Origin of the sequence: Phyllobacterium sp. CL33Tsu (genome assembly GCF_900113985.1) — a bacterium.
GTDB lineage: Bacteria > Pseudomonadota > Alphaproteobacteria > Rhizobiales > Rhizobiaceae > Phyllobacterium > Phyllobacterium pellucidum.
Window position 1 is genome coordinate 1,111,815 of the sequence record NZ_FORJ01000001.1, and the last position, 19,797, is coordinate 1,131,611.

The 19,797-nt window shown below is 59.5% G+C and carries 15 protein-coding genes and 2 pseudogenes; 13 read left to right on the forward strand and 4 right to left on the reverse strand.

Features of this window, described 5'->3' with window-relative positions; all coding sequences use genetic code 11:
* Positions 1 to 145: 145 nt before the first annotated feature.
* The 4 genes and pseudogenes from rpoN to lptC all read right to left on the reverse strand — a co-directional run bounded on the left by rpoN (position 146) and on the right by lptC (position 4,176).
* The gene (gene rpoN, locus BM074_RS05460; RefSeq protein WP_091920299.1) at positions 146 to 1,783 is read right to left on the reverse strand and encodes an RNA polymerase factor sigma-54; all 1,638 of its coding nucleotides are present in this window, start codon (positions 1,781 to 1,783) and stop codon (positions 146 to 148) included.
* Positions 1,784 to 1,938: 155 nt separating this feature from the next.
* Positions 1,939 to 2,667, reverse strand: a pseudogene (gene lptB, locus BM074_RS05465) (LPS export ABC transporter ATP-binding protein); the annotation flags it as partial.
* A 118-nt stretch (positions 2,668 to 2,785) separates the two neighbouring features.
* Complete coding sequence (locus BM074_RS05470) at positions 2,786 to 3,382, reverse strand: LptA/OstA family protein (RefSeq protein WP_091920301.1); 597 nt, start codon at positions 3,380 to 3,382, stop codon at positions 2,786 to 2,788.
* A 56-nt stretch (positions 3,383 to 3,438) separates the two neighbouring features.
* On the reverse strand, positions 3,439 to 4,176 hold the full coding sequence (gene lptC, locus BM074_RS05475) for an LPS export ABC transporter periplasmic protein LptC (protein WP_091920303.1): 738 nt from the start codon (positions 4,174 to 4,176) through the stop codon (positions 3,439 to 3,441).
* 258 nt (positions 4,177 to 4,434) lie between these two features.
* Between lptC and sppA the strand changes: the two genes are divergently transcribed.
* The 13 genes and pseudogenes from sppA to trpS all read left to right on the forward strand — a co-directional run bounded on the left by sppA (position 4,435) and on the right by trpS (position 19,744).
* Positions 4,435 to 5,421: a signal peptide peptidase SppA gene (sppA, locus tag BM074_RS05480; RefSeq protein ID WP_027230623.1), complete on the forward strand. Its 987-nt coding sequence runs from the start codon at positions 4,435 to 4,437 to the stop codon at positions 5,419 to 5,421.
* Positions 5,422 to 5,506: 85 nt separating this feature from the next.
* Positions 5,507 to 5,791 carry an integration host factor subunit beta gene (locus BM074_RS05485; RefSeq protein ID WP_027230624.1) on the forward strand — a complete coding sequence of 95 codons (285 nt, stop codon included), beginning with the start codon at positions 5,507 to 5,509 and terminating at the stop codon, positions 5,789 to 5,791.
* A 41-nt stretch (positions 5,792 to 5,832) separates the two neighbouring features.
* Positions 5,833 to 6,165 carry a lipopolysaccharide assembly protein LapA domain-containing protein gene (locus tag BM074_RS05490; RefSeq protein WP_027230625.1) on the forward strand — a complete coding sequence of 111 codons (333 nt, stop codon included), beginning with the start codon at positions 5,833 to 5,835 and terminating at the stop codon, positions 6,163 to 6,165.
* 33 nt (positions 6,166 to 6,198) lie between these two features.
* A complete protein-coding gene (locus BM074_RS05495; RefSeq protein WP_091920311.1) occupies positions 6,199 to 7,176 on the forward strand; it encodes a bifunctional Delta(1)-pyrroline-2-carboxylate/Delta(1)-piperideine-2-carboxylate reductase in 978 nt (325 codons plus the stop codon).
* 72 nt (positions 7,177 to 7,248) lie between these two features.
* The gene (locus tag BM074_RS05500; RefSeq protein ID WP_091920313.1) at positions 7,249 to 8,343 is read left to right on the forward strand and encodes a class I SAM-dependent rRNA methyltransferase; all 1,095 of its coding nucleotides are present in this window, start codon (positions 7,249 to 7,251) and stop codon (positions 8,341 to 8,343) included.
* The gene (locus BM074_RS05505; RefSeq protein ID WP_027230628.1) at positions 8,340 to 9,209 is read left to right on the forward strand and encodes a TrmH family RNA methyltransferase; all 870 of its coding nucleotides are present in this window, start codon (positions 8,340 to 8,342) and stop codon (positions 9,207 to 9,209) included. Before BM074_RS05500 ends, BM074_RS05505 begins: the two co-directional genes overlap by 4 nt.
* 12 nt (positions 9,210 to 9,221) lie before the next feature.
* A complete protein-coding gene (lspA, locus tag BM074_RS05510; RefSeq protein WP_091920314.1) occupies positions 9,222 to 9,725 on the forward strand; it encodes a signal peptidase II in 504 nt (167 codons plus the stop codon).
* Between the two features lie 335 nt (positions 9,726 to 10,060).
* Positions 10,061 to 10,846: pseudogene (locus BM074_RS05515) on the forward strand (GNAT family N-acetyltransferase); the annotation flags it as partial.
* 175 nt (positions 10,847 to 11,021) lie between these two features.
* Positions 11,022 to 13,679 carry a DNA mismatch repair protein MutS gene (gene mutS, locus BM074_RS05520; protein WP_091921492.1) on the forward strand — a complete coding sequence of 886 codons (2,658 nt, stop codon included), beginning with the start codon at positions 11,022 to 11,024 and terminating at the stop codon, positions 13,677 to 13,679.
* Positions 13,680 to 13,766: 87 nt separating this feature from the next.
* Positions 13,767 to 16,580 carry a [protein-PII] uridylyltransferase gene (locus BM074_RS05525; RefSeq protein ID WP_091920317.1) on the forward strand — a complete coding sequence of 938 codons (2,814 nt, stop codon included), beginning with the start codon at positions 13,767 to 13,769 and terminating at the stop codon, positions 16,578 to 16,580.
* The gene (gene murJ, locus BM074_RS05530) at positions 16,581 to 18,179 is read left to right on the forward strand and encodes a murein biosynthesis integral membrane protein MurJ (RefSeq protein ID WP_091920318.1); all 1,599 of its coding nucleotides are present in this window, start codon (positions 16,581 to 16,583) and stop codon (positions 18,177 to 18,179) included. It abuts the gene before it with no gap.
* On the forward strand, positions 18,176 to 18,574 hold the full coding sequence (locus tag BM074_RS05535) for a VOC family protein (protein ID WP_091920320.1): 399 nt from the start codon (positions 18,176 to 18,178) through the stop codon (positions 18,572 to 18,574). Before murJ ends, BM074_RS05535 begins: the two co-directional genes overlap by 4 nt.
* A gap of 90 nt (positions 18,575 to 18,664) precedes the next feature.
* Positions 18,665 to 19,744: a tryptophan--tRNA ligase gene (gene trpS / locus BM074_RS05540; protein WP_091920322.1), complete on the forward strand. Its 1,080-nt coding sequence runs from the start codon at positions 18,665 to 18,667 to the stop codon at positions 19,742 to 19,744.
* The last annotated feature ends 53 nt before the right edge of the window (positions 19,745 to 19,797 follow it).

The following is a 19,797-nucleotide window of genomic DNA, read 5'->3' on the forward strand; positions in this document are numbered from 1 at the left end:
CATCCCGCACAATCCGTGCGAGCGCTCCATCACATTTCGCTTGCTGATTCTTCATGTCCAAACGCGCGCTTTCGCTCCGACCGTCGCAAAGTACCGGCGCTTCTCTCTCCCTGACCAGGCTTCTATGGCCCAGTTCATTGCCCACTCAAAACGAGTCTACACCCGAGTGATGGAGTAATCTAGAGCCAGGATCTTTCTTGCGCACAGAAGCCTGCGCTTTCTTCTCGCGCCGTCTTTGCACCGAGGAGGCAATGTTCATCGCCTCGCGATACTTGGCGACCGTGCGCCGGGCGATGTCGATCCCCTGCTCCTTCAGCAGATCCACAAGCGTATCGTCTGAAAGGATCTCGTTTGGCGTCTCGGCATCGATGAGCTGGCGAATCTGGTGTCGAACCGACTGCGAGGAATGCTGCTCGCCGCCCTCCGTCGCCGATATGCCGGCGTTGAAGAAATAGCGAAGCTCGAAAACGCCCCGCTTGGTCAGCATGTATTTATTCGCGGTAACACGGCTTACCGTCGATTCGTGCATGCCGATGGCGTCGGCCACGGTACGCAAGTTCAAGGGCCGCAAATATGCGATACCCTGGAGGAGAAACTGTTCCTGCTGCCGCACGATTTCGCTCGCAACCTTGAGGATCGTCTGGGCACGCTGATCGAGGCTACGGGTCAACCAGTTGGCGGTCTGCAGGCATTCGCTCAGGAACGTCTTTTCCAGCGGCGAAGCCTTGGCCTTCGACAGGGTTGCGTAATAACTGTTGTTGACCAGCACGCGCGGCAGTGCGTCAGGGTTGAGCTCGATCCGCCAAGTTCCATCGGCCGCCATATCGACGATGACGTCCGGGACAATGCTGTCGGCGATTCCCGACGAAAAGGCCGTGCCCGGCTTCGGGTCAAGCTGCTGGATTTCCCGGAGCATATCGAGAATGTCGGCTTCGCTGACCTGGCAGAGCCTCTTCAAGGTGTGGAAATCGCGCTTGGCCAGGAGCTCGAGATTTTGCAGGAGGGCCTGCATGGCAGGATCAAAGCGATTTTTTGCGCGCAGCTGGATCGCAAGGCATTCGGCGAGGTCGCGCGCAAACAGTCCGACCGGCTCGAAGCCCTGCATGGCACTGATCAATCGCTCCACATGCGCCGCCCCAACACCCAGTCGCTCGGCTATCTCGTCGATATCGGCGCGCAGATAACCCATTTCATCGAGATGGTCGACAAGTTCCGCGGCAATGAGGCGGTCGGCGGCGCTCTCGAAGGTAAAAATAATCTGTTCGCCGACATGATCCCTGAGCGTCAGCGGCGATGCCGTTACCTGTTCGATATTGTAGCCCTCTCCTGAAGACACATAGCCGTCTCCCACCGATGACTTCCACTGGGAGGCAAGATCGCCGCCGATCAGATCATGCGTACCGGGATCATCCGGGAAAATATTCTCAAGTGAACTATCGAAGGTCTCGGACATGGAGCCGGCGCTGATCGTTTCGCCGCTTTCGAGCCAATGATCGCCCTGACCGTTGGAGTGTTCGCCCGCGTCCCCATCTCCGGTGACGCTCTTGCCAAATTCGCCGTCCTCACCGGAAATACGCTCGGAACTACTGGCCCGCTCCTCCATGCCAAGGTAGTCGCCGTTGGCCTCATCGCGATCAAGCAGAGGGTTCTTCTCGATCTCCTGTTCGATGAATTGTTCGAGCTCGACGTGGGTCAGCTGCAGCAGTCGAATCGACTGCATGAGCAGCGGTGTCATCACCAGTGCCTGGGTTTGCCTGAGATCGAGTTTTGGCGATAAAGCCATGAGGATGGGAGCACTCCTGTACCGAAGTACAAAACTGGCCCAATCCTTGCTTGTCAATCGCACTGCGCTCAAAAAGCGCTGGCTGCGGCATTTTTGAAGTGGCGGAAAGGCACTACCGACAGAATTTTGCGCTGAATCGCGCAAAAGCTGAAGGGTCAGAGACTGAATTGGTCGCCGAGGTAAAGCCGCCGGACGTCTGGATTGGCAATAATTTCGTCCGGGCGCCCATGGGTAAGAACTTGCCCGGCGTGGATGATATAGGCCCGGTCGATCAGCTTCAGCGTCTCGCGCACATTGTGGTCTGTAATCAGCACACCGATGCCACGTCCCGTGAGATGCCGCACCAATTGCTGAATATCCGCCACGGCAATTGGATCGACGCCGGCAAACGGTTCGTCGAGCAGCATGAAATTCGGGCGGGATGCCAATGCACGGGCGATTTCGAGACGACGTCGCTCGCCGCCGGAAAGTGAAATGGCGGGTGCCTTGCGTAGATGGGCAATATGAAACTCTTCGAGCAGGGAATCGAGTTCCTGCGCGCGGGCGCTACGATCCTTCTCGACAATCTCGAGCACAGCCTTGATGTTGTTCTCCACCGAAAGGCCACGAAAGATCGACGCTTCCTGCGGCAGGTAACCGATGCCAAGGCGGGAACGGCGATACATCGGCATGGTCGTAACATCAAAACCATCGATCTCGATCGTGCCCTTATCGACCGGAACAAGCCCGGTCACCATATAGAAGCATGTGGTCTTGCCCGCGCCGTTTGGACCAAGAATGCCTACTGCCTCACCCGCGCGCACGCCGAACGACACGCCGTTGACGACCTGACGGCCATTATAGCCCTTGGTTATGCCGCGCGCGACGAGCGTGCCCTTCATGCGGTCGATGGCTGCCGGATCGGCAGGACGCATCTCATGCGAAAGACTGGATTCCGGCCGCGCGGCGCTGTTGGCTTTTGTGCGACGTGAAAAAAATGACACTTACAGCTGTTCCGCCGGTTCAGTTCTTTGGTTGGTTGTTGGGGGCGACCACAATCGAGACTCGCCCGGTCTGGCCGCTCTTGCAACTTTCAAGCTGGGCTTCGCCGGTCTTGAGTTGCGCGGTCAGCTTGCAGCCTACGGCGACATTGTCGCCCTGGGTCAGAACCACCTTGTTGCCCGTCAGCACAAGCACCTCCGACTTCATGTCGAACGTGCCGTGATCGCCGGTTGCCACCTGATCGTTGGATTTGACGTAGACCTTGTCGTTGACCTCGAGGTGATCGATATCCTGCGAGCCGCCAAGCCCGCCCGTCTTAGGCGCATCCGCGGCGGGGGCCGGATCGCCCTCTTTCTTCTTGACATAGTAGACGATCATCGAGCCGGCCTTGAGCAGGGTCGCGCCCTGGACGACGGTGACGTTGCCCGTGAAGGTGGCCGTTCCCTCCTTGTCATGGACGACGAGCTTGTCGGCGTCGATCTGGATCGGCTGATCGCCGGAGAGCTTGATGCCTCCGCCGGGCGCATTTTCCTGCGCGATGGCGGATACGACCATCGATGATGCCAACAATCCCAATGCAACAGTCGAAATGCCTATCAGTCTTGCCCCGCGCGACATCGTTCTCTCCTAAAAATTCGGATATTCCCACAACTCTCAGTGAGCGAGCACCAATACTACTCGACTGATTTGACTGCGTCTGTACCTTCTTGCCGTTTTGTGGGCTGAATGACAAGCCTTACTCGCTTCTCAAAGGTCATTACCTTGCCGCTTTCGCTGATCTGCATCGTATCGGCGGTAATACTTGAAGTGCCGTTGCGTATAGTGACCGGATCTTTGGTGGACATGGAGTTGCCGGCAATATCGATATCCGCCGATTTCATCTGGGCACTGATGCCATCAGACGTCGTGAAATTGATCTCGCTGTCGAGTTTCAACTGCCGGTTGGCATTATCGAACACGCCGGACTTGGCCTGGACATTGGCGCGCATATCCTTACCGAGCGGAAGCTCCGCGCTGATGCCCTGCAGCGAGATGACGTTGGTGTTGCCGACTTCCTGCAACGCCTTGACCGCGCTCATCTTGTAGGGAAGCTTGTCCTTGGTGAAGCCGTCGAGTTTGGGGTTCGTCATGACAAGCTTGCCGTTTTCCAGCGCGGCATTCTCGAGCGAGATATTGCTCGGCATGTTGGTCGTCGAAAAGAACGTGAACCAGGAAAAGACGGCCGCGCCGACGATCGCCGCTGCTGGGAGCGCAAATTTCAGGATTCGCACGCGGCGCGAATGGCGTTCCGCCGCACGAAAGACACCGGAATCCTTGTCGGACGCCGCAAATTGACGTGCCACCTCTGCGTGGTGATCGGCACCAGCGGCAGCCTGGACGTGCGGATGCGTATCGTTTCTCTGAACTGACATGGCCTGGCTGTTACTACGTAATGACAATAGTATGGCTACTTGGCGCCAATATGGTTATTTTTCGATGAAACGGGCGAACAGATAAACGCGCGAGTTGCACCGCACCACAAGTATGACGTTGGCGTGCGAGATACAAGGTCCTAGCGCATTTCTAATGAAGCGCGAGGAGATGCCGGCGCAGGAACCTTACCCTAGACTTCCCTCTCGTGATGTCGCAGAGATTGTTTTTACCGACGTTGAGAACGAATGGACAAAACGATGGCAAACACGGCTGACGCGATTATTGACAGACGGCGCCTGCGCCGAAAACTGACATTCTGGCGCATCCTGGCGCTGTTGATTGTCGCTCTCGCACTGATTTTGTTTTATTTTTCGGTGGCAGGATCGGATGCGTTTTCCAGCAGGTCATCGCCGCATATCGCCAAGGTCCGCATTGAAGGCACGATCTTCGAGAACGAGGAACTGCTGAAGCGGCTCAAGGACGTGACCGATTCCAACGCCGTAAGGGGTGTCATCCTGTCGGTCGATTCCCCCGGCGGAACGACAGCGGGCGGAGAGGCGATCTATGAGGCCGTGCGCAAGCTTGCCGTTAAGAAGCCGGTGGTTGCGCAAGTCGGAACGCTCGCAGCGTCGGCGGGCTACATGATCGCCAGCGCATCCGATCATATCGTCGCGCGCCAATCGTCGATCGTCGGCTCGATTGGCGTGTTGTTCCAATACCCCGATATTTCGCAGCTTCTGACCAAGCTCGGCGTCAAAGTCGAGACTATCAAGTCGAGTCCCCTGAAGGCCGAACCCAATTTCTTCAATCCGGCAAGCGATGAAGCCAAGGAAATGATCCACCGCATGATCATCGATTCCTATGACTGGTTCGTCGGGCTCGTGCAGGAAAGGCGCAAGTTCACGCATGAGCAGGCGCTGGCGCTGGCGGATGGATCGGTCTTCACCGGCCGGCAGGCCATCGCCAACAAACTCATTGACGAACTCGGCGGCGAGGATACAGCCATCGCCTGGCTGAAGACCAAAGGCGTCAACGACAAACTGCCGGTTGTCGAATGGAAGCCCGTGGAAAAATCCTCGCTCGGCCTGTTCTTCTCAAATTCAGCGACAAAAATGCTCGCCCGCTATCTCGGCCTGCCGGAGGAGAGCGCCGGAATGCTGAATCAGCTCACCGGAGACCGCATGTTCCTTGACGGACTCGTTTCTGTTTGGCACGTTGACGGCAAGCCTGCCGGGGCGCAATAAAAGAATATTAAACATATAAGATCAGTGACATAGTCTTGAGGTGGGGCCTATGTCCTCCTGGTCTTGAACCGAAAGGGAACTCGCTGTGATCAAATCAGAGCTCGTGCAGATCATTGCCAACCGCAACCCGCATCTGTTTCAGCGCGACGTCGAGAATATAGTCGGCGCGATCTTCGATGAGATCACGGATGCACTGGCAGAGGGCAATCGCGTCGAGCTTCGGGGTTTCGGTGCATTCTCGGTCAAAAACCGCCCTGCACGCAGTGGCCGAAACCCGCGTACCGGCGAAAGCGTCGAGGTTGAAGAAAAATGGGTGCCCTTTTTCAAGACCGGCAAGGAACTTCGCGACCGTCTCAATGCCAATAGCTGAGGTTCATCGAACGGGCGGGTGAAGCGCGCCGGGAGGAATACATGATCAATCGCATTATCATCGTCCTCGTGCTGGTGCCGCTTGCAATCGTTCTCATAGCGCTGTCGGTTGCGAACCGCGGGCCAGTTCAACTGACGATCGATCCGTTCAATCCCGGAAACCCAGCCCTTTCCTACACGGCCCCGCTCTTCGTTTGGCTGTTCGCTGCCTTGATCGCCGGACTCATCCTCGGCAGTTTCGCTACCTGGTTCAACCAAGGAAAACATAGGAAACTGTCGCGCCAGCGTAAACTCGAAGCGGAACTCCTGCGCAAGGAAGCCAAGAAAGCATCGGTCGATAGTGGTGCGACGCCGAACCTGCCCTCGCTCCACTAGGGCACAATTACAAGAAAACCCAAGGAACAAGACATGAAACTGATCTCCCCGGCCGAGGTCGACAGGCTATTGAATTGGCCGGATATGATCGACGCCATCGAACAGGCGTTCCGCCAGGGCGTCATTCAGCCCGTGCGCCACCACCACACAGTCGAGCGGCCGGATGGCGCAGCATCGACCTTGCTGCTCATGCCGGCCTGGTCGGATTTCGATGCCCTCGGCGACTCCTCCAAGGGCTATATGGGCGTCAAGATCGTCACCGTATCGCCCGATAACGGCGCCGTAGCGAAGCCCGCAGTCATGGGCGTCTACCTGCTTCTCGACGGCAAGACCGGCGAACCCAAGGCACTCATAGACGGGCAGCGGCTGACCATCTGGCGCACGGCCGGGGCATCGGCGCTCGCCGCACGCTACCTTGCGCGCGAAGACGCATCGAAGCTCGTCGTCCTCGGCGCCGGCGCGCTGTCGGGGTTTCTTGCCCGGGCCCACAGCGCCGTGCGGCCGATCAAGGAAATCTCGATCTGGAACCGCAACCTCGCCAATGCCGAAAAAGTGGCGGCGGACCTTGCCGCCGACGGCTTCAATGCAAAAGCCGTTTCGGACAAGGATGCGGCAATTGCCGAGGCGGACATCATCACCGCCGGGACGCTCTCGACCGAACCGCTTGTCCTCGGCAGGCACCTGAAGCCAGGCGCGCACGTCGACCTCATTGGTGCATTCACCCCGACCATGCGGGAGAGCGACGATGAGTGCATCCGCCGCGCCCGGGTGTTCGTCGACACCAGGGATGGTGCACTCAAGGAAGGCGGCGACATCGTACAGCCGATCAAAGCTGGTGTTGTCAGTAAGGAGCATGTCATCGGCGACCTGTTCGACCTCACCCGCGGCACGATGAAGGGCCGTCAGTCCGCCGAGGAAATCACGCTGTTCAAATCGGTCGGTGCCGCACTTGAGGATCTGGCGGCCGGAATCCTTGTTTTTGAGAAGGCAAACGCTGCATCACAAGCCTAACGGCTCGGATTTCGCTTTCGCCCTGCAACATCTTGGCTTAGAGCGTTCTAGCCAAGACAGGGAAAGCGAGATTTGAAACCATCCGGCGGAAAAACGAGAAAGACCAAGGGCGCTGCCAGCAAGGCCAACCCCGCTAAGGGCGCCGTGCAATGGCAAAGCCCGGTAAAGCCGCGGCCGCAATTTGCCAAGCAGGTGCGCACGCCCGCCGTCGACGATTCCGCACGTCAGGACGCGTCGACACGACGCGTGCTTGTGCGCCGGTCCGGAGCACGTCCGGAGGAGCGAACCGGCCTTATCCTCGAAACCCTGCCTTCGGAGGACTACGCGCTCCTCGATAGCGGCAATGGCCTGAAGCTGGAGCAATACGGCCCCTATCGCATCGTGCGTCCCGAAGGCCAGGCGATCTGGCTGCCGGCCTGGGACAAGGCCGAATGGGACAAGGCAGATGCAGTCTTTACCGGCAATACGGATGAGGAAGGCGTCGGCCGCTGGCACTTTCCGAGAGTGCCGCTCGGTGAAACCTGGCCGCTCGCTTTCGATGGCCTGCCGTTCTATGGCCGTTTCACTTCCTTCCGGCATGTCGGCGTTTTTCCCGAGCAGGGTACCCATTGGGCGCATATGGACAGGCTGATCCGAAACGCGAAACGGCCGGTCAAGGTGCTCAATCTCTTCGGCTATACCGGCGTTGCCTCGCTCGTTGCCGCGCGGGCCGGGGCAGAGGTCACCCATGTGGATGCCTCGAAGAAAGCCATCGCCTGGGCGCGCGAAAACCAGGAAATGGCCGGCCTTTCCAGCAAGCCCATCCGCTGGATCTGCGAGGATGCCATGAAATTCGTCATGCGCGAGGAACGGCGCGGCAGCACCTACGACATCATCCTACTCGACCCCCCGGCCTATGGCCGCGGGCCGGGCGGCGAGGTGTGGCAACTTTTCGACAACCTCCCCGACATGGTCGATATCTGCCGCGCCATCCTTTCCCCCAATGCGCTCAGTGTCGTGTTGACCGCCTATTCGATCCGCGCCTCGTTTTTTGCGATTCATGAATTGATGCGCGATGCGTTCACCGGCCTCGGCGGTACGGTGGAGTCGGGCGAACTTATCCTGCGCGAACGTTCATCCGGACGCGCGCTTTCCACCTCGCTGTTCAGCCGTTGGGAAAATACATGACGCGACACGACGACCACACCCGAGGCACCGGACTCGCGCGACCCGGCAGGGTCAAGGAAGTGACCAGCCTCACCAACCCGATCGTGAAGGATTTGCGCGCACTCGCGATGAAAAAATATCGCGATCAGGAGGGTGTTTTTCTCGCCGAGGGGCTGAAGCTGATCATCGACGCACTCGATCTCGGCTGGACGATCCGCACGCTCGTCTTTTCCAAGGCAGGCAAGGGCAATTCACTTGTCGAGCAGGTGGCGGCGCGCACCATCGCCAAGGGCGGGGATGTCCTCGAAGTCAGTGAGAAGGTCATTGCCGCCATAACCCGGCGCGACAATCCGCAAATGGTGGTCGGCGTCCTCGAACAGCGGATCCAGCCGCTTGCTGCACTGAGGCCGCGAGGCAACGACGTCTATGTGGCGCTGGACCGGGTCCGCGATCCCGGCAATCTAGGAACGATCATTCGCACGGCAGACGCCGTCGGCGCCAAGGGCATCATCCTGATCGGCGATACCACCGATCCATTCTCGCTCGAAACCGTGCGCGCCACCATGGGTTCGGTCTTCGCGGTACCGCTCATGCGCGCCACCGAGGCCGAGTTCCTGGCCTGGCGCAAAGGCTTTGCCGGGCTCGTCGTTGGTACGCACCTCAAAGGCGCCGTCGATTACCGCACCATTCCTTATGCGAACCATCCCGTTGTCCTCTTGATGGGCAATGAGCAGCAGGGCCTGCCGGACCAACTCGCGGCCGGCTGTGACAAGCTTGCCCGGATCCCGCAGGAGGGCCGCGCGGATTCGCTTAATCTTGCCATTGCAACCGGGATCATGCTGTTCGAGATAAGGCGCGACGCGCTCAAACTCGATGGCGGAAACTGAAACAAGAGAACGATGAAAACCAAAGCGCTTTACAATCTATTGGCCGTCGTCGCCTTTGCGGTCGTCAGCGACCAGATCATCAAATATCTGGTCGAGACCGGCATGGATTACCAGCAGCAGATCGACGTGTTGCCGTTCCTCGCACTGTTTCGCGTTCACAACAATGGCATTGCCTTTTCCATGCTCAGCGGGCTGCACGACCTTGCGCTGATTGCGCTGACGCTCGTCATCATCTGCTTCGTCAGCTATCTCTGGTGGACGACGACGGCCACCCGCTGGATTTCGCGCTTCGGCTTCGCCCTGATCATCGGCGGCGCGCTCGGCAATCTGATCGATCGCAGCATTCACGGTTACGTTATCGATTACGTTCTTTTCCATCTGCCGACCTGGTCGTTTGCCGTCTTCAATCTCGCCGATGCCTATATTTCAGTCGGCGCGGCGCTGGTCGTGCTTGAAGAAGTGCTCGCCTGGCTGCGCGAGCGCCGGGCTTCGAAGGGTGAACCCGGGAAGAACTGAGATAGGGGGTTCCTTGCGCTTGGCCCAAGGATCCAGCCTGGTGCTCTCAGGTCATCTTCCGATGCTACCTTCTCCTTGTTTCTTCGACCGCGAGTCATGTGACCCGAGGATTCAGATGGCGGCACAAGAGGCCCCAAGCCTGCCACCGTCACGTCATGCTGCCGTCATCGATTTGTAGTATTCAGGAGGCGACCGAACCACCGATCAACCTCTCTTAAGAGCGAATCGACATGAGCATCGCCTTGCTTGAACGTGCTTCACCTACTAAAGATCAGCGCATGGTCTCGCAGGTTGATTCAACGCCCTCGCCTCTTGTGGCGCCTCACCTTGTTTCGGTGCTCGGTCGCATCGGCACGATGGAGGTCTGCCTTGCCCAGACCGAGGACGAGATCGAGTCGGCGCAGCAGCTTCGCTTCAAGGTTTTCTTCGACGAGCTCGGCGCCAAGGGATCGGCGACGCTCGAACAGCGCGATGCAGACCGTTTCGATCCAGTCTGCGATCATCTTCTGGTCTACGATACCTCGATCGCCGGCCCCAAGCACAAGCAGATCGTCGGGACATACCGCCTGCTTCGTTCAGAGCGGGCTTTTGCATCAGGCGGATTCTATTCAGCCAGCGAATATTCAATCGAAAGCCTCGTCAGTGCCAAGCCGGATTTGCGCTTCCTTGAACTCGGGCGCTCCTGCGTTCTGCCGGAGTACCGCTCGAAACGCACCGTGGAACTCCTGTGGCAGGGGATCTGGACCTATTGCCGCCATCATTCGATCGGGGTCATGTTCGGATGCGCCTCATTCCAGGGGACCGTTCCTGCAGCCCATGCGCTGCAACTTTCGTTCCTGCAGCACAATTTCCGCGCGACGCCCGATTGGGACGTCCGCGCCTTGCCTGACCGCTACCAGGCAATGGACCTCGTTCCGGCCGAGGCGATCAACCCGCGTGTCGCCATGTTTGCCATGCCGCCGCTCATCAAGGGCTACCTTCGCCTTGGCGCGATGATCGGGGACGGCGCCGTCATCGATCACGATTTCGGCACGACAGATGTCTTGATCATCCTGCCGGTCAGCCGCATCGCTGAACGCTATGTCAGCCACTATGCCGCGGAAGCAAAGCGCTTCGCTTGAGATCATCTGTGGAGAAGAACGCAGGATCCCCGCTACAGAGGTGGGTAAATCCTGCGTTTGCGCATAGATTGCTCCAGACTGGACAAGGGTCTATCAGGAGAGCGCATTGGCGGAACTTGCAACCATAATCGAAACGCCTGCCTACGATGCCGAGCCATCGGCGCGGCCGACGCCGATGATGGAGCAATATATCGAGATCAAGGCGACGAATCCCGACAGCCTCCTGTTCTATCGGATGGGCGATTTCTACGAGTTGTTCTTCGACGATGCCGTCGCAGCGTCGCGGGCGCTCGGCATTACGCTGACCAAGCGCGGCAAGCACCTCGGCGATGACATCCCGATGTGCGGCGTGCCGGTCCATGCCGCCGACGATTATTTGCAGAAGCTCATCGCGCGCGGCTTTCGTGTCGCCGTCTGCGAGCAGATCGAAGATCCAGCCGAAGCGAAGAAACGCGGCTCGAAATCGGTCGTCAAGCGCGATGTCGTCCGTCTGGTAACGCCGGGGACGATCACCGAGGAAAAGCTGCTCGATCCATCCGAGGCCAATTATCTGATGACGCTCGGCCGTGTGAAGGGCGGAGGCCAAGGCCAGTTTGCGCTCGCCTGGATCGATATTTCCACCGGCACCTTCCGCGTCGGCGAAACCGACCCGTCCCGCATGCTCGCCGATATATTGCGGGTCGAACCGCGCGAACTCATCGTCGCCGATCCCGTCTTCCACGATCCGGACCTTCGTCCGATCTTCGACATTCTCGGTCGGTCAGTCACGCCGCAGCCGCCAAGCCTCTTCGACAGCGCAACGGCGGAAAACCGCATCCAGCGCTATTTCGATGTCGGCACGCTCGACGGGTTCGGCCAGTTTTCGCGGGCCGAACTTTCGGCGATTTCCGGCGCCATCGCCTACGTGGAAAAGACGCAGATCGCGGAGCGTCCGCCGCTGATGCGGCCGGAGCGCGAGTCGGAGGGTTCCTCGCTCTTCATCGATCCCGCGACGCGCGCCAACCTCGAACTTCTGCGTACACTTTCCGGCAATCGCGACGGCAGTTTACTCAAGGCAGTAGACCGGACGGTTACCGGCGGCGGCGCGCGATTGCTGTCCGAGCGGCTCACCGCCCCGCTGACCGACCCGGAGGCCATTTCCACGCGCCTCGATTCTGTCTCCTTCTTTCTGCTGCAGCAATCGCTTGCCGACATTGTCCGGGAAACGCTCAAAGGGGTGCCGGATATGCCGCGCGCCCTCTCGCGGCTTGCCGTCGGACGGGGCGGCCCCCGGGACCTCGGCGCGCTCGCCCGCGGGTTTGAAGCCGCCGACGAGATCGGCCGCGTGATCGGAACAGAGATCCTGCCGAGCGAGCTTGCCAGGGTCCGCGATTGTCTCGCCGGGTTGCCGCGTAATTTTCTCAGCCATCTTGAAGCAGCGCTTGCCGATGAACTGCCGCTACTCAAGCGCGACGGCGGTTTCGTGCGGCCCGGCTATAATGCCGAGCTTGATGAAATGCGCGCACTTCGCGACCACTCACGCCGCATCATCGCCGGCCTCCAGGCCGACTATATGGAGACGACGGGCATCAGGTCGCTGAAGATCAAGCATAATAATGTGCTGGGTTATTTCATCGAGGTGACTGCCAACAATGCGTCGGTGATGACCGATACGGATGCGGCCAAGGCAAAGTTCATTCATCGCCAGACCATCGCCAATGCAATGCGCTTCACGACGACCGAGCTTGCGGAACTCGAAACCAAGATCGCCAATGCGGCGGACCGCGCGCTCGGCATCGAACTTGATGTTTTCGAGCAGCTGACGCGGGAGACCGTCGAAAATGCCGAGGCGATACGCGCCGGGGCGGCGGCACTCGCGGCGCTCGACGTCTCGGTGTCGCTCGCGGTCCTTGCGGAGGAACAGGGCTATTGCCGTCCGCTGGTCGATGACAGCCTGGCCTTCGCGATCATCGCCGGACGCCATCCCGTCGTCGAACAGTCGCTACGACGCCAAGCCGCAAACCCGTTCGTGGCCAATGACTGTACGCTATCTCCCGAGGGAACCGGCAAGGGCGCGATCTGGTTGCTGACCGGACCGAACATGGGCGGTAAATCGACGTTCCTGCGCCAGAACGCGCTGATCGCGATCCTTGCCCAGATGGGCTCGTTCGTACCGGCGGGCTCGGCCCATATCGGCATCGTCGACCGCCTGTTTTCGCGGGTCGGCGCATCCGATGATCTCGCCCGCGGCCGCTCTACGTTCATGGTGGAAATGGTGGAAACCGCAGCAATCCTCAATCAGGCGAGCGACCGCTCGCTCGTTATTCTCGATGAGATCGGGCGCGGTACGGCGACCTTCGACGGCCTGTCCATCGCCTGGGCCGCGGTCGAATATCTGCACGAGAAAAACCAGTGCCGGGCGATCTTCGCCACGCATTTTCATGAGATGACGGCGCTTTCCGAGAAGCTGCCGCGCCTCGGCAATGTCACGATGCGGGTCAAGGAATGGGACGGCGATGTCGTCTTCCTGCACGAGGTCGCCAAGGGCGCGGCTGACCGGTCCTATGGCGTTCAGGTCGCCCGCCTCGCCGGCCTGCCGGAAGCGGTCGTCAGCCGGGCCCGCGACGTTCTGCACCAGCTCGAGGCAGGCAATACGTCGGGCAAGGCCGATAAGCTGATCGACGATCTGCCACTGTTTTCTGTTGAAGTGAAGCGCCAGGCACCCAAGCCGGCACAGGGAAAAGACAGCGCCCTGCTCGCCGCGCTCACCGGCGTCAATCCCGATGAAATGACGCCGCGCGAGGCGCTTGAAGTGCTCTACCGCCTGAAGGGCATTGCAGCAACGAATTCATGAAGGGTGCGTCTGATCTGTTTCAAATGAAGTCATTCCGTTTGAATTGATTTCGCGCTATAGCGAGCCATCATCCATAAAGTCGTGTTCATGAACGCCTCAGACCTGAAACTGGAACAGATCGTCAACCCCACCATACTTCATCGGCAGTTTGAAGATCTGGTCAAGGCGGCGAAGGACAATGGGGCAGCATCCGTCGATCGCAACGACGTGCTGCAGCTTGTCAAGCAAACGCTCGCATCCGGCCGCAAGAAGGCGGAAGAGCTGCTGATGAAAGATGCCGGGGGCACACGTTGCGCCATGCGGCTTTCCTTTCTGATGGATCAGATCATTTCGGCGCTCTACGAATTCGCGGTCGCTCATGTCTATCCTGCGGTAAACCCTTCGACAGCGGAGCGCATGAGCATCGTCGCGGTCGGCGGCTATGGGCGCGGCGCCCTGGCGCCGGGGTCGGATATCGATCTTCTGTTTCTCTTGCCCTACAAGCAGACGCCGTGGGGCGAACAGGTTGTCGAGTATATCCTCTACATGCTGTGGGACGCCGGGCTCAAGGTCGGGCACGCCACCCGCAATCTAGATGAATGCATTCGCCTGTCGCTGGCGGACATGACCATACGCACCAGCATTCTCGAGGCGCGTTATGTCTGTGGCAATGAGGAGCTGTTCACTTCGCTGGAAAAGCGGTTCGACGACGAAGTGATCAAGGGAACGGGTCCGCAATTCATCGAGGCCAAGCTTGCCGAACGCGATGCGCGCAACCGCAAGGCCGGCGCCACGCGCTACCTAGTCGAGCCCAACGTCAAGGAGGGCAAGGGCGGCCAGCGCGACCTGCATACGCTGTTCTGGATCGCCAAATACTACTACCGCGTCAAAACCAGCGATGAGCTGGTCAAGCTCGGTGTGCTGTCGCGGTCGGAGCACAACAAGTTCCGCAAGGCCGAGGACCTTCTATGGGCGGTGCGCTGCCATATGCACTTTTTGACCGGCAAAGCCGAGGAACGGCTCTCTTTCGATATCCAGAGCGAGATCGCCCGGCGCCTTGGCTATACCGCGCATCCCGGCCAGCGTGACGTCGAACGCTTCATGAAGCACTACTTCCTCGTTGCCAAGGAGGTTGGCGATCTGACGCGCATCATTTGCGCGGCACTCGAGGAAGAACAGGCCAAGCACGTGCCGGGCTTCAACAGGATTTTCCTGACCTTTTCCCGTCGCAAGCGCAAGATTGCCGGGACAAGCGATTTCGTCATCGACAACCATCGCATCACCATCGCCAATGACGGTGTCTTCGAGAAGGACCCGGTAAACCTGATCCGCCTGTTCCACTATGCCGACCAGCAGGGCCTCGAGTTTCATCCCGATGCGATGCAACTCGTCACCCGTTCGCTGTCACTGATCAATGGCGAATTGCGGGAAAACCCGGAAGCGAACCGGCTCTTTCTCGAAATTCTGACTTCCGAGCGCAATCCCGAGTTGATCTTGCGGCGCATGAACGAATCCGGCGTGCTCGGCAAGTTCATCCCGGATTTTGGCAAGATCGTCGCGATGATGCAGTTCAACATGTATCATCACTATACGGTCGACGAACATCTTCTGCGCTGCATCGCAGTGATGTCGGAGATCGACCATGGCGATCTCGGCCAGGAACACCCGCTGGCCAACCAGATCATGCCGGGGCTCAAGAAGGATCGCAAAATCCTCTACGTGGCGCTGCTCCTGCACGACATCGCCAAGGGACGTCCCGAAGATCATTCGACTGCAGGCGCCCGCATCGCAAGGCGGCTAGGACCCCGGCTTGGCCTCTCCAAGGCCGATACGGAGACGGTCGCATGGCTCGTCGAGCAGCACCTGACCATGAGCCGGGTTGCGCAATCGCGCGATCTCAACGATCGGAAGACAATCGAGGATTTCGCAGAAATCGTCCAATCGCTCGACCGCATGAAGCTGCTGTTGATCCTCACCATCTGCGACATCAAGGCGGTGGGTCCGGGCGTATGGAACGGCTGGAAAGGGCAGCTGCTCCGCAATCTCTTCTATGAGACGGAATTGCTGCTGACCGGCGGCTTCTCGGAGGTTCCGCGCAAGGAACGCACCGAACATGCACGGTCTCAGCTCGAACACGCACTTTCTTCCTGGCCGCAGATCGAGCGCCAGTCCTACCTGGCGCTGCACTACCAGAACTATCTCCTGACGGTCAGCCTCGACGACCAGATCCGTCACGCAAACTTCATTCGCGAATCCGATGCGGCCGGCAAGACGCTGTCCACCATGATCAAGACCCATGATTTTGAAGGCGTCACCGAGATTACGGTTCTATCGCCGGATCATCCACGCCTGCTCTCGATCATTGCCGGCGCCTGCGCCGCGGCGGGCGCCAACATCGTCGATGCGCAGATCTTCACCACCAGCGACGGGCGGGCGCTCGATACGATCCTGATCAGCCGCGAATTTCCGACCGATGACGACGAGCGGAGGCGGGCGAAGAACGTCGGCCGCCTGATCGAGGATGTGCTTTCCGGCCGCAACTATCTTCCTGAAATGCTGGCGGCGCGCACCAAGCCGAAGCGGGCGGTTCGCGCTTTCCGTATCGAGCCCGGCGTCGAAATCAACAATACGCTCTCCAACAAGTTCACCGTCATCGAGGTGGAGGGGCTCGACCGGCCCGGCCTTCTTTCAGAGATCACCGGGATCATTTCCGATCTTTCGCTCGATATCGCCTCGGCGCATGTGACGACTTTCGGCGAAAAGGTCATCGACGTGTTTTACGTGACGGACCTCGTCGGCCAGAAAGTCACCAACACGGCGCGGCAAAACCGCATTCGTAAGAAGCTGCTCGCGCTCTTCGGCGAAGGCGATATAACCACCGCCCAGCCACAGCGGCAAAACATCCTCATGACGGCGGAATAAATGAGTCTCGTCAAGAAATTTGCAACTGTCGCATCCGGCACGCTGATGAGCCGCGTCTTCGGCTTCACCCGCGAAATGCTGATGGCGAGCGCGCTCGGCACTGGGCCGATCGCCGACGCTTTCAACGCCGCCTTCCGCTTTCCCAATACATTTCGCCGGCTTTTTGCGGAGGGCGCTTTCAACGCTGCCTTCGTTCCGCTTTTTGCCAAGGAGATTGAGGCCAACGGTCTTGATGGGGCGCGGCGCTTCTCCGAAGAGGTGTTCGGCGTCCTCTTCACCGTATTGCTGACGCTGACGATCCTGATGGAAGTGTCGATGCCGCTGATCGTGCGCTATGTCATCGCGCCGGGCTTCGTCGAGGACCCGATGAAGTTCGACAATACGGTGCGCATGGCGATCATCATGTTCCCATATCTCGCCTGCATGTCGCTGGCGGCGATGATGAGCGGGATGCTGAATTCGCTGCACCGCTATTTTGCCGCTGCGATCGCCCCGGTCTTTCTCAATGTCATTCTGATCGGTGTGCTTGCCTATGCCTGGTATACGGGCCAGGACGGCAGGCAGGTCGGCTACGCCCTGTCCTGGGGTGTCATGGTCTCCGGCCTCGTGCAACTTGCGATCGTCTGGATTGCGGTGCGCAATGCCGGCATCACCATCGGCTTTCGCCTTCCGCATCTCACCAAGAACGTGAAGCGCCTGCTGGTTCTGGCGCTTCCCGCGGCAGTAACCGGGGGCATCACGCAGATCAACCTTTTGATCAACACCAACATCGCTTCGGCGAAATCCGGCGCCATTTCCTCGCTCGCCTATGCCGACCGTATCTACCAGCTGCCGCTCGGCGTCGTGGGCATTGCCGTCGCTACCGTGCTTTTGCCGGAACTCGCACGCGCGCTGCGCTCCGGCAACCTCAAGGAAGCGTCGAGCCTGCAGAACCGCTCGGTGGAATTCACCCTGTTTCTGACGCTGCCGGCAGCAGCGGCACTGCTCGTCATGTCTGAGCCGATCGTTCGCATGCTTTACGAACGCGGCAACTTCTCCCCCACCTCGACGCATACGGTCGGCAATATCCTCGCCGTCTACGGGTTGGGGCTTCCGGCCTTCGTGCTGATCAAGGCGTTCCTTCCCGGGTTCTTTGCCCGCGAGGACACTCGTACACCGATGATCTTTGCCGCAATTGCCGTGGCGGTGAATGTCTCGCTCGCGCTCACGCTCTTCCCGATCATGTATGAGACCGGCATCGCCACCGCCGAGATCGTTGCTGGTTGGGTCAACGCCATCCTGCTCTTTGCGACCTTGGTATGGCGCGGCCACTGGGGACGCGACATCCCTCTCCTCACCCGCATCCCGCGACTGTTCATATCCGCGGCGATCATGGCGATCGGCCTTCATTACGCGATTATATGGATGGGCCCTGCGCTTGCACCGCATGCGCCGCTCCACACACAAGCCGTTGCCGTGCTGACGCTCGTCATCCTGGCGATGATCTCCTACTTTGCCCTTGCCTTCGGCACGGGCGGCGCCAGCCTTGCCATGATCCGTCGCAACGTGAAGCGCGGCGCGAAGGCCGCTGAAGCAACGCCGACAGATGCCGCACCATGAGCCGTCGCATCGGATTGATCACGCTTGTCGTGCGCGACTATGATGAAGCCCTCGCCTGGTACACGCAAAAGCTTGGTTTTCGTCTCGTCGAAGATACCGCGCTTTCTGAATCAAAGCGCTGGGTGGTCGTGGCGCCTGGCGACGGCGGAACGCGTATCCTCCTTGCAAAAGCGGACGGACAAGCCCAGGAAGCCGCCATCGGCAACCAGACGGGCGGACGGGTTGCTTTCTTTCTTCACACGAACGACTTCGAGCGCGATCATTCGGCGATGGTCAAATCAGGCGTCATCTTCCTTGAAGAGCCACGCCATGAGCCATATGGCAGCGTCGCCGTGTTTCAGGATCTCTACGGCAACAAGTGGGACTTGCTTCAACTCAAGCAGCCTACGATATAGGGCTTGAATACTGCGTGTGGCTCTGCCAAAACCGCGCTTCACTGCCATCGGCGCCTGCAAGCCCGATCCCCGAACGATCAAGGACGATTAATGAGCACGTTTGAACAGCTCGTCTTTTCCGGTGTCCAGCCAACCGGCAATCTGCATCTCGGCAATTATCTGGGGGCTATCCGGCGCTGGGTCGCTCTGCAGGAAGACTATAACTGCATCTATTGCGTGGTCGACCAGCATGCGATCACGCAGGCCATGTCCGTGTGGGGCGGCCCGGCCGAGCTGATGCGCAACACGCGCGAGGTGACAGCGGCGTTTCTGGCTTCCGGCATCGACCCGAAGAAACACATCGTCTTCAACCAGAGCCGCGTGCGCCAGCACGCCGAGCTCGCCTGGGTGTTCAATTGTATTGCCCGCATGGGGTGGCTCAACCGGATGACCCAGTTCAAGGACAAGGCCGGCAAGGATCGCGAGAACGCGTCCGTCGGGCTCTTCACCTATCCGAACCTGATGGCGGCCGACATTCTCGCCTATCGCGCTACCCATGTGCCGGTCGGCGAAGACCAGAAACAGCACCTCGAACTCACGCGCGACATTGCACAGAAATTCAATACGGATTTCTCCGGCCGCATCGCCGAACTCGGTCTCGGCGTTGAGACCCAATCGGGCGATGAGACCATTGCCAGCTTCTTCCCGCTGACGGAACCTGTCATCGGCGGGCCGGCTGCGCGCGTCATGAGCCTGCGCGATGGCACAAAGAAGATGTCCAAATCCGATCCCTCGGATTTGTCCCGCATCAATCTCATCGACGATGCCGATACGATCTCGAAGAAGATCCGCAAAGCCAAGACCGACGCCGAACCGCTGCCGTCCGATGTCGAGGGTCTCAAGGACCGCCCGGAAGCGGACAACCTCGTCGGCATCTATGCGGCCTTGATCGATGCGGACAAGGAAAAGGTGATCGGCGATTTCGGCGGCCAGCAATTTTCCGTGTTCAAGCCGGCACTGGCCGACCTCGCAGTGGAGCGTCTCGCGCCGATTGCCGCGGAGATGCGGCGTATTTCGGCCGATCCGAGCTATGTCGATTCCGTCTTGAAGGACGGCGGTGAGCGGGCAGCCGTTCTCGCCGAGAAGACGCTGCGCAATGTGCGTGATATTATCGGCTTCCTGCAGGACTAGGACCGGGTGCTGCAAGGGGTGGACGATCACATCGGTTAGGGCAGGAACGGGCA